Source organism: Photobacterium sp. (assembly GCF_057456235.1).
Genome location: NZ_JBVCPH010000002.1, coordinates 34373 through 45670, shown reverse-complemented (window position 1 = coordinate 45670; position 11298 = coordinate 34373). Strand labels below are relative to the sequence as shown.

Annotated in this window: 12 protein-coding genes; all 12 read left to right on the top strand. The window is 48.1% G+C overall.

The annotated features are described in order from the left end of the window. Positions 1-451: 451 nt before the first annotated feature. Entirely contained in the window at positions 452-967 is a 516-nt protein-coding gene (locus tag AC2204_RS02910) for a lipocalin family protein (RefSeq protein ID WP_318923991.1), read from the top strand. Positions 968-1166: 199 nt separating this feature from the next. Continuing rightward, entirely contained in the window at positions 1167-2555 is a 1389-nt protein-coding gene (atpD, locus tag AC2204_RS02905; RefSeq protein ID WP_318923990.1) for a F0F1 ATP synthase subunit beta, read from the top strand. A 53-nt stretch (positions 2556-2608) separates the two neighbouring features. Further along, positions 2609-2956: a F0F1 ATP synthase subunit delta/epsilon gene (locus tag AC2204_RS02900; protein ID WP_413466659.1), complete on the top strand. Its 348-nt coding sequence runs from the start codon at positions 2609-2611 to the stop codon at positions 2954-2956. A gap of 4 nt (positions 2957-2960) precedes the next feature. Continuing rightward, complete coding sequence (locus AC2204_RS02895) at positions 2961-3230, top strand: AtpZ/AtpI family protein (protein ID WP_318923988.1); 270 nt, start codon at positions 2961-2963, stop codon at positions 3228-3230. A 54-nt stretch (positions 3231-3284) separates the two neighbouring features. Further along, on the top strand, positions 3285-3932 hold the full coding sequence (locus AC2204_RS02890) for a F0F1 ATP synthase subunit A (RefSeq protein ID WP_318923987.1): 648 nt from the start codon (positions 3285-3287) through the stop codon (positions 3930-3932). Beyond that, a complete protein-coding gene (locus AC2204_RS02885; protein ID WP_318923986.1) occupies positions 3925-4191 on the top strand; it encodes an ATP synthase subunit c family protein in 267 nt (88 codons plus the stop codon). Before AC2204_RS02890 ends, AC2204_RS02885 begins: the two co-directional genes overlap by 8 nt. Positions 4192-4241: 50 nt before the next feature. Beyond that, complete coding sequence (locus tag AC2204_RS02880; protein ID WP_318923985.1) at positions 4242-4991, top strand: F0F1 ATP synthase subunit delta; 750 nt, start codon at positions 4242-4244, stop codon at positions 4989-4991. Next, on the top strand, positions 4978-6492 hold the full coding sequence (locus AC2204_RS02875; RefSeq protein ID WP_318923984.1) for a F0F1 ATP synthase subunit alpha: 1515 nt from the start codon (positions 4978-4980) through the stop codon (positions 6490-6492). Before AC2204_RS02880 ends, AC2204_RS02875 begins: the two co-directional genes overlap by 14 nt. Beyond that, complete coding sequence (locus AC2204_RS02870) at positions 6489-7346, top strand: F0F1 ATP synthase subunit gamma (protein WP_318923983.1); 858 nt, start codon at positions 6489-6491, stop codon at positions 7344-7346. Before AC2204_RS02875 ends, AC2204_RS02870 begins: the two co-directional genes overlap by 4 nt. A 171-nt stretch (positions 7347-7517) precedes the next feature. Then, on the top strand, positions 7518-8195 hold the full coding sequence (locus tag AC2204_RS02865; protein ID WP_318923982.1) for a TIGR00153 family protein: 678 nt from the start codon (positions 7518-7520) through the stop codon (positions 8193-8195). 352 nt (positions 8196-8547) lie between these two features. Continuing rightward, the gene (gene glgC / locus AC2204_RS02860; RefSeq protein ID WP_318923981.1) at positions 8548-9765 is read left to right on the top strand and encodes a glucose-1-phosphate adenylyltransferase; all 1218 of its coding nucleotides are present in this window, start codon (positions 8548-8550) and stop codon (positions 9763-9765) included. After that, positions 9755-11281 carry a glycogen synthase GlgA gene (gene glgA / locus AC2204_RS02855; RefSeq protein WP_318923980.1) on the top strand — a complete coding sequence of 509 codons (1527 nt, stop codon included), beginning with the start codon at positions 9755-9757 and terminating at the stop codon, positions 11279-11281. Before glgC ends, glgA begins: the two co-directional genes overlap by 11 nt. Positions 11282-11298: the final 17 nt, after the last annotated feature.

Below are 11298 nucleotides of genomic sequence, written 5' to 3'. Positions count from 1 at the left end.
TTCATCATATATATAAAGTCATTAATATCCTGTCATTTTGCGCCACATCTGCAACTATTGAACACTGTTGTTTTTTATTTTCTTTTTTTAATACAAACTTTGTTTTAGTGCCACTAAATGCACAACATTCAAGACTAAGTATTATCCAGATATAATTATCGATATGCGCAATGTGCGGAGCGAGGCACCGCTAAAAGATCGAACACTAGAGCTTTAGAGCCGAAAATAGGATGCCCAACATTGGACGGACCATACGGGAACAGTGGTATTAAATCACTCAGGAAAAGGTTCAATCCCTCGATTAGAAAGGAAAACATAAAACGTTTAGTTAGAACGGTTTCTAATAAAACAAAGCAAAAAGCATTAAGTGATTTCTTCGTTTATCATAACTATCGTAAAGTGTCCTTCACTTATTGATTATTAGCTTTAGAAATCAGGAGTACCAGAAAACATGAAAAAGATACTGAGCATTATCTCATTGTTGTTTCTAAGTGGCTGCCTTGGTATGCCAGAGCGAGTAACTCCGGTAAATGAATTCGAAATTAATAATTACCTCGGTAAGTGGTATGAAATAGCTCGACTCGACCATTCATTTGAAAGAGGTCTAACAAACGTTACTGCTGAATACAATTTGCGAGAAGATGGTGGTGTTGCTGTTCTTAATCGAGGCTTCTCTGAATCAGAAGGTGAATGGCAAGAAGCAGAAGGAAAAGCGTACTTTGTAAAATCACCGGATGAAGGTTATTTAAAAGTATCTTTTTTTGGTCCGTTCTATGGCTCCTACGTCGTATTCGATTTGGATAAAGAGAATTATCAGTATGCTTTCGTCTCAGGTCCTGACTTGTCGTATTTATGGTTGCTATCCCGAACTCCAGACATCGCACCTGAGATCTTGCAACGATTTATTACCCTGTCTGAAGAATTAGGTTTCGACACAAAAGAACTGATCTTAGTTGAACAGAAATAATACCTGTCCAAGTCACCGAGGGGCTTTAAGCCTCAGTCCCCCAACCCTCTGCAGTCAATAGAATAGTTATAACGTGACACATAAGGTCAACCACACAGGCCATACAGCAATCTTGGGCAATTCTGCTACGATGAGAATATAAAGCATAAAAATACAAGCAAATTAATCGTTCGACACACAATTTGTGGCTGAGGCGTTCATGGTTGAAGCAGAAAGGAAGCCGGTACCTATAGGGGTTATTACTGAGATCCACGGCCCAGTGGCGGTCATCGACTGTGTTAAACTACCGCCTCTGCATCAGGCCTTGTGTGCCAACATTGCTGAAGAAACCTACCTGTTCGAAGTCCACCAACACCTTGATAAGCGCCATATCCGCACCATCATTTTACACCGAAATGCCTCTTTGCACCGGGGCATGACGGTTTATGACACTGGCGCGTCACTCCATGTCCCGGTTACGCCCGACTGCCTCGGACGCTTACTGAATATTTTCGGCGAGCCGCTTGACGGCGGCAGCACGCTTAATACAACGGAATACCGTGACGTCCATAGCAAGCCCGTTCCGATCCATGAGTCTGTGGGAGTCGGCAAAGTGCTAGAGACCGGGATCAAAGTCATCGATCTGCTCTGCCCCTTTATCAAAGGCGGTAAAACAGGGCTGTTCGGGGGGGCAGGCGTTGGCAAGACGGTTCTGATCATGGAGTTTATGCACTCCGTCGCTACACTCCACAAGGGAGTCTCGGTCTTTTCTGGCGTAGGCGAACGGATACGCGAAGGTCATGAGCTTTGGCACGCGATCCGCGACGCCGGGGTATTGCCGCAGACGCTGATGGTATTCGGGCAAATGGATGAGTCGCCGGGCGTCCGCTTCCGAGTCGGGCTTTCGGCGCTGACCTATGCCGAGTATCTGCGTGATGCCCTGAAAAAAGATGTCCTGTTTGTAATGGATAACGTGTTTCGCTTCGTCCAGGCCGGCAGCGAGGTCTCCAGCCTTCTCGGCCGTATGCCGGCGACCGTAGGCTACCAGCCCACCCTGTCGACGGATGTCGCCGAAATGCAAGACCGGATCCTTTCGACCCACAACGGTTCAATCACCTCAGTACAGGCGGTTTATGTACCTGCCGATGATATGGCAGATCCGGCAGTCAGCACTATCCTCAGCCACTTAGATAGCACCGTGATCTTGTCGCGAGCCCAAGCCAGTAAAGGTATCTATCCCGCGGTTGATGTCTTGCAGTCAAGCAACAAGCTGATGGATCGCCATACCCTCGGACCACGCCATTACAGCATTGCAGAAGGTGTTCGGGAACACCTGGCCCGCTACCATGAGCTGGAGGACATTATCACGATGCTAGGGGTAGAAGAGCTCTCGGTTGCCGATCGTAAAATCATCATGCGGGCACGCAAGCTTCAACGTTATCTGACTCAACCTTTCTGGACGACAGCCGTCCACTCCGGGATCCCCGGCGTGTCGGTACCGCTGGAATCGACGCTTACCGACTGCGAGAATTTCCTGCTTGGTCACTACGATGAGATCCCCGAAGAGCGCTGTTATATGCGGGGCGTGATGGAGGATTTGGTACGGTGAAGGCATTTAGGCTCCAGCTACAGGACGCCACTCATTCCGAGGAAATAGCGGATGTGTCCTCTTTTGTTGGTGAAGACGCCTCCGGCAGTTTCGGAATACAGGCAGATCACGCGCGTTTCATGACGATTATGTCGATCGGGATAACGAAGTACCGAATCGGCAGCGGTCGCTGGAAATACCTGGCTGTACCTGGCGGTGTTATCTATTTTCACCACAACATACTCACATTGTGTACCTACCGCTATCTGCTGGACGATGACTACATGCGCTTAAGCCAGGCTCTACAACAACAACTGCTCGCAGAGGAAGAGATGTTACAGAAGCTCAAAGAAAGCCTTCATCATATGGAAGAGGAAGTGTTCAAGCGGTTTTGGGAAATTGGCAAAAAAGAGTCGGTTTAATACTATGCCCAGACTTAATGGTTTGAAAGAAAAAATAGAACGTCAGGCAAACCGCATGAAGAAAGCGGAGCGCGAGCGAGAGACGCTTATCGGTCAGACCATCTACATTGGTACCTTAGGTCTGCTTCTTGTGTTGCCCATTGTTGGTGGGGCCTATCTGGGCCATTGGCTAGACGGCATGATGGACGGTTACTCTATTCGCTGGACAACCAGCCTGATCCTGCTCGGCGTAATGCTGGGAGCAGTAAACGTCTATCTTTTTATAAAGGAATAGTGCCATGAACAAAGAGAGCTTACCGGCACCAACCGACTTCATGCTGCGCTTGGTATGATAGACAGCACGGTAGTCACAACATGGATAATCATCGGCGTCGTATGGCTGCTCGCCTGGTTATTATCGCGCCGGTTATGTGTCAGTCCCGGACTGGTGCAAACCGCCGTTGAAGGCATCATCGTCAGTATTGAGGATGCTATTGCGGAGGTCGCACCTGAACACGCCCGACGCCTGATGCCATTCATTGGCAGCCTTTGGGTATTCCTGGCTATCGCCAATCTCAGCGGACTCATCCCGGGGGTCCATTCCCCGACACGTGACCTGTCGGCGACTTCCGCGCTGGCAATTATCGTCTTCCTCTCAACACACTGGTACGGCATCCGGCTTCAGGGCCTGAAGCGCTACCTGATCCATTACATCACACCCAGTCCAATCCTGTTGCCGTTTCACCTCATCGCGGAAATCACCCGTACAGTGGCTCTGGCGGTGAGGCTGTTTGGCAACATGATGAGCCTGGAAATGGCAGCCTTAATGTTTCTTATGGTGGCGGGATTCCTGGCACCGGTGCCAATCCTGATGCTTCACATCATCGAAGCGCTGGTACAGGCCTACATCTTCGGCATGCTTGCACTCATTTATGTCGCCGGCGGTCTGCAATATCAACACCAGCGGCAGCAACAAGAAGGAAAATCGAATGCCTGATTTATCTATCTTCGTCACGTCATCGACCGCTGCAGCAATATTCGGTATATCACTGGGTGTCATGATGCCGGCGGTTGCGATGGGGTGGGCTGTCAGCCGAGCCATGGATGCATTAGCGCGTCAACCCGAGGCGGAGAAAGCAATAATGCGCACCCTCTTCATCGGCTTGGCCATGATTGAGTCACTCGCGATATACGTACTCGTTATCGTGCTGATCGTATTGTTCCGAAATCCGCTGCTGGAATACCTTATTAAATAGGTCAAGCAGGCAACGACGTTGATAGCACGCCACCATGAAGGAGTGATGTTGTGGAGTTTAGCTGGTCTACTTTCCTGCTGGAGATCATCAATTTCCTGGTTTTGGTCTGGATTCTCAAGCACTTTCTTTTTAAACCGGTTATGGCGGTGATCACCCAGCGTCGTACCAGTATTGAGGAACAACTCGCCGAGTCCCAGCGCCTTAATGATGAGTCCACAGTATTAAAAAAAGAATATAAAAACCGCCTGGCGAATTGGGAGCATGAGTGTCAGTTGGCACGAACCGAGTTGATGGAGGAGCTTAACGCCGAGCGGATATCTAAGTTAAATCTGCTGAGACAGACACTTGAACAGGAAAGAGAAAAAGCCAAGGTAGCCGAATCTCGCCAACGGATGGAAGCCACTCGTGAGATAGAGTACCAGGCATTACAGCAGAGTGCGCAGTTCGCCACCGCCCTGCTCAGTAGAGCCTCCGGGCCCGAACTGGAAGCACGTCTGCTGGATATATTGCTGAACGATTTATCCACACTCTCCCGTGACGATACCGCCGCCCTGCGGCTGCAATGGGGGGAGTTACCTGAATCGATTACGATCACCAGCGTGTACCCATTACCCGAGAACAAGCGGCAACAGCTGGAGAGCGTGATCGCAACCATCACCGGATTATCAGTACCGGTACATTATGACCAGGATCCTGAGCTGTTGGCGGGATTGCGAATCACTATCGGCGCCTGGAGATTACATGCCAATGTACAGGATGACTTAAAAGGTTTTGCGGAATTTGCCTATGCCAGTAAATGAATACGAACTCAGCAGTCCGCTTTCGCAGCAAGCCGAGTGGCTCAAGGATTTTCGATCGGGCTTGCGCATCGAGGAGCGTGGCATCGTGCTATCGGTCGGTGATGGCATCGCAAGGATCACAGGGCTTCCTTCGGCGGCAATGGACGATATCCTCACCTTGGAGGACGGTAGCCGAGCAATGGTCTTTGATCTGACCGACGATCAGGTCGGCGCCGTTTTATTGCATGAAACAAAAAACCTGACCTCGGGTACGCCGGTCCACCGTGCCTGCCACTCTTTAAGCGTACCTGTCGGTGACGGATTACTCAGCCGGGTCGTCGATCCGCTGGGCATCCCGCTTGATGGCAAAGCCGCGTCGAACGCTTCAGCATGGCAGCGTATCAATAGCGTTTCCCCGCCCATTATCAGCCGCGACTTTGTTCATTCGCCTTTGTATACGGGGATCAAGATCATTGATACATTGATCCCCATCGGCAAGGGGCAACGCCAGTTACTCATTGGAGACGAAGGTCTGGGCCGAAGTGCACTCGCGCTGGATACGTTGATTAACCAACGCAATAAAAATGTACGCTGCGTCTATGTACTCATCGGTCAGAGACGCTCTACCGTGATCAATACCATCGACATTCTGCGCGAATATGGGGCGCTGGACTATACAACAGTGGTGGTTGCAGAGGCGAGCAGCCTGCCCGGCTTACAACACCTGGCGCCATTTTCCGGTTGCGCAATTGCCGAGTTTTGGATGCAGCAAGGCCACGACACGCTGGTGGTGTATGACGATCTCAGTACTCACGCTAAGATATACCGCGAGCTGTCGCTGCTTTTGCGGCGGCCACCGGGACGAGAAGCCTATCCCGGCGACATTTTCTCGATACATGCCCGACTGCTGGAACGCACCACCTGCCTGAGTCCGGCACATGGCGGCGGCAGCATGACCGCTCTGCCTATTGTCGAAACCCAGCAGGGAGAAATCGCCGGCTATATCCCCACCAACCTGATCTCGATAACAGACGGCCAGATCTACCTTGAACGCAACCTGTACACCGGCGGCTTCCGTCCTGCGATCGATATTGCCCGTTCGGTTTCTCGTATTGGCGGACAAGCACAGCACCCTCGCATCAAGGAGGAAGCGGGGAGTATGAAACTACATTACCTGCAGTTCCTCGAGCTGGAGAGCTTCACCCGCTTTGGCGCTCGCCTGGAGGCCTCCATGGAAGCGGCGATTGAACGCGGCCTGATATTAAGAGAGATCCTCAAGCAAGAACAATTCTCACCGCTCGATGAAGCTTCTCAACTGGCATGGCTCGTGGCTTTTAACGATGGTCATTTCAATCATATCGAGCGGAAAAAAATTCGCTCACTTCTTGATATCCTCGAGCACCAGGCACAAAAAACCAGCCTGACGCTTGACAGCCCGAGGGACAAATGGAGCCATGCGGTAACCGATTGGCTGTCATCCGCCACAACCGATCAGGTAAACGCCGAGGAAAATGCCCGATGACTCGACGCCAAGACTTACAACATCATCGCCATAGCCTGCACGAGATCAGAAATATTCTGAACGCCATGAAAACTCTGGCCTACATGGAAAGCCGCAAGCTCAGCACGTTTCTTGATTCTCAGCACAAGGTCGTTGAAGGTTTAACGGAAGTGGCCGCCGACTTTATTAGCTTTCACCCCGAAGCACTGCCAGAAACCATGGAGGCGACCCCGGTCTACCTTCTGATCGGAACCGAGCGGGGCTTCTGCGGTGATTTCAACCAAGCCGTAATACGTCATACTGAGCAGTCTTTAAAGGCCCACCCGAGCATGCAGCCAACCTTAATTGTGGTCGGACGCAAGCTTTACAACCTAATGCAAGACGATATGCACGTCTTTGCCCGAATTGATGGCCCGAGCGTCGTGGAGGAAGTACCCGCCATTCTCGACCGTGCCGTGGAAGCTCTCGCTGACTTGCAGGCGCAACACACGGTAATAAGTTTGTATAGTGTTTACCATAGTGGCGAGGAAGGTATAGTCACGAAAAAATTATTACCGCCTTTTGAGCATAACCGGCAGCAATCTCCGCGCTTTCCGTATCCGCCGATACTCAACCTCCCCCCCAAAAGGTTTCTGTTCGATCTGACCGAACAGTATCTTTTTGCTGCTTTGCATGAATTGCTCTATACCTCTTTGATAGAGGAAAACCACCGTCGCATGATACATCTTGAAGGCGCAGTCAAGCACCTTGACAATCTATCTGATGAACTGACCCAGCAATTTAATGTCCTGCGCCGGGAAGAGATCATCGAAGAAATTGAGGTCATTTTGCTTAATACCGGTAATCTTGATGATGATTGGCATAAACGAAAATAAGTTATTCTTAATACAACAAAGTTGTAAAATAATAACATTACCGAGAACCAGATATATAATTAGGACTGAAGGCCAATGTTTTGTTTACAATCTAATTTATAAGCTAACGTGTTCTCATCATGCAACAGTCTGAAATTTGAACATGAAGCTATCACTTCGTTGGATCACACTATGACAAGAAATTTGATACTGGATGTCTTTGCTAAATCGCCACTGAAACCATTAGAGAAGCATATTCGACTGGTTACTCAATGTTGTCATCAATTAAAACCATTTTTCCATGCTTGTGTCGAGAATGAGTGGGGAAAGGCCGAAGAGATCCGCAAGCAGATATCGGAACTAGAGAAAGAGGCCGATCGGTTAAAGCGCGAAATCCGTCTTGAATTACCCAATAATTTTTTCATGCCGGTACAACGTACCGATGTGCTTGAACTGCTGACTCAGCAGGATAAGATTGCCAACAAAGCCAAAGATATTTCAGGCCGGGTAATCGGCCGTAAGTTACAAATCCCCAACGAACTATCTAAACAGTTTTTTGATTACTTAAGCCTCTGCATTGATGCGGCCGAAAAAGCCGCCGATGCGATCAACGAACTTGATGACTTGTTAGAAACGGGTTTTAAGGGTCGCGAAGTGGATCAGGTTGACAAAATGATCAATCAGCTCGATACAATTGAAGATGGCACCGATTCTATGCAAATTGAGTTGCGCCGTTCTTTATTGGCAATAGAAGCCGATTTAAATCCCATTGATGCCATATTTTTATATCAAATTATCGAATGGGTCGGCGAACTTGCCGATTTAGCCGAACGTGTTGGTGCACGTTTAGAAATCATGCTGGCTCGGTAATATTGTTTACCGCTTGTAAATAATGAATAACTGCGAGCTAAAAGTACAGTTCCGACCATCTGCGATACCTCTGACCCACCGCTTCCCCAAAGCCAATAAACACTTTATTTTATCCTGTTAGCGTCATTTTACCCATCATAGACTCTGGGCCTTAAGATCGTTTGTTATAGACTCATTAGTCATGGCTAAAAATGTGAAGAATTTGCATAAAGAATATAACCTGTGATGTAGGTATACATGACTTCACCTTTATTAATTTTACAGTTCAAATTAAATACACCATATGATATAAACCAATATGATGTATACGAATTGCGCATGCATTAACGGCATAGTAATAATGGAGTATAGGATGTCTGGCGTTTTAGGAATGATACTGGCTGGCGGCGAGGGGTCTCGATTACGCCCTTTGACGGATAAACGGACTAAACCTGCGGTTCCATTTGGCGGGAGTTACCGGCTTATCGATTTTGCATTAAACAACTTTGTGAATGCCGATATTCTGAAGATATATGTACTGACTCAATTTAAGTCTCAGTCATTGTATGTCCACATGAAAAAGGGATGGAACCTGACAGGTATCACCGACCGTTTTATTGACCCGATCCCGGCACAAATGCGAATGGGCAAGCGCTGGTATGATGGCACAGCGGATGCTATTTATCAGAATATTGGTTTTATTGAACTGGCTGAACCGGACCAAGTCTGTATCTTTGGTAGTGATCACATCTATAAAATGGATGTGAAACAAATGCTGGATTTCCACAAAGAAAAAGAGGCTGAACTGACAGTTTCTGCCTTGCGTATGCCTCTTCACGAAGCCAGTGCCTTTGGTGTTATTGAAGTCGATGAAAAAGGCTGCATGATTGGTTTTGAAGAAAAACCCGCCAAACCAAAATCTATTCCGGGTGATCCTGGTCATGCCTTGGTTTCAATGGGGAATTATATTTTCAATACTGACACCTTGTGCGCCGAATTAAATGAAGATGCGGCTAACGAAAATTCCAGCCATGACTTTGGTAAAGACATTATTCCTAAGTTATTTCCGCTGGGAAAAGTGTTTGTTTATGATTTCAATTCAAACATTATCCCTGGTGAGAAAAGTAATGGCTACTGGCGTGATGTCGGTACCATCGAAGCCTACTGGCAAGCACATATGGATCTGCTTTCTGAAGATGCCCCTTTTTCGTTGTATAACCGCCAATGGCAGCTCCATACTCATTATCCTCCATTGCCACCCGCGACAATTCTCGATACCGAAAATTGTAAGATAGATATTAATAACTGCATGATTTCAGCCGGTAGCTATATTCGAGGCGCTAAAATTTATCAATCAGTACTAGGCTTCCGCACCAATGTTGATCACAACAGCACAATTTCTGAATCTGTCCTTTTGGGTGATGTAAAAATAGGTGCAAACTGCATAATCCGTCGTGCGATTATCGATAAAGATGTGCAGATTGCCCCGGGTACGGTGATTGGTGAGGATCTTGAAGAAGATAAAAAGAAATATCACGTATCTGACGACGGTATTGTTGTGATCCCGAAAGGAGCGAAAATTGGCTACTAAAAAGAAAGTAATACCAACAGCGCCGCTCAAGGTTTTATTTGTTTCATCTGAAGTAGAGGGGCTGGTGAAAACCGGCGGCCTTGCCGATGTCGCTAAATCGTTGCCGGCCGCTTTAAAGCAGATGGGGCACGATGTTCGAATTGTCATGCCGTTTTATAAGACCGTTACAGAACGTGACCAGGCGGTTTCGTTACTTACAACAGCACTATACGTAGAATCGCAGCCTGCTGCCGTTGAGTATCAGATCATGCAATTGAAAAGTGGTGATGTGCCCGTTTATGCGCTGGATGCACCACAATACTTTGATCGCCCTGAATTGTATGCCGAAAATAATCAGGCATACCCAGACAATGGTGAGCGCTTTGCCTTCTTGAGTGCAGCGGCGCTGGATATGTGTGAAAAAGTCGACTTTCAGCCAGACATTATTCACTGTAACGACTGGCATGCCGGCCTGGTGCCGTTTTTACTAAAAACCCGTTATGCCCAGAGTGATTTTTTTGCTAATACGAAGAGTGTGCTCACTGTTCATAATGCGGTATTTAAAGGTATTTTCAATTACGACCAGTATCGCCTGATCCCAGAATTGATCCAGCACCGTTACATTAATGCTGAAATAGATCCCTCCCATATCAGTATGCTAAAAGCGGGTGTCGCTTATGCTGATAAAGTGAATGCGGTGAGCCCTAACTATGCCTCAGAATTGCTGACTCATCTCGGCTCACACGGTATGGAGGCTGACTTCCAAAACCGAATCCGTGATTTATCTGGCATTGTAAATGGCTGTGATTATGCCGATTGGAATCCGGAAACCGATCCTTATATCAAGCAAAAATTCAAAGCAAATAAAATCAGCCTCGCTCGGGGCAAAAAGGCCTGCAAAAAAGACTTGCAGCAACAGGTGGGTTTGCCGGTTGTTGATCTACCTGTGTACGGCATGGTGTGTCGCCTGACCGAACAAAAAGGTATCCAGTATCTGATCCCGATATTAAACGACTTCCTGGTCAATGAGGTTCAGGTCGTTATTGTCGGAACCGGCGATCCGGCCTTGGCGTCGGCTTTACGTCAAATTAGCGAAGCGCATGCCGATCAATTCGCGTTTGTTGAGGCATACAGCAACCCATTGGCTCACTGTATTACCGCCGGGGCTGACTTTTTTATGATGCCTTCTGAATTTGAGCCTTGCGGCCTGAATCAAATGTACAGCTTGGCGTATGGTACATTGCCCGTCGTTCGCGGTGTTGGCGGACTGATTGATACCGTTATTGACTATGACGACAAGCCTCAGGTCGCGACCGGATTTATCTTTAGCGATCCGACCCCAGAGGCTCTGTTGATTAAACTGCAACGTAGCCTTCTGCTCTACTGCCAAAAGCCACAGGAATTTAAACGCTTGCAACAAAATGCAATAGCCTGCCAGTTCAGCTGGCAGGAATCGGCACAGCAGTACCTTGAGATGTACCTTGATGGTCGCGGATTGCCATCCGCTACAGCTACAGAGTCTGTATCCGGCGTTTAATCAGCCGTTCTAACCTC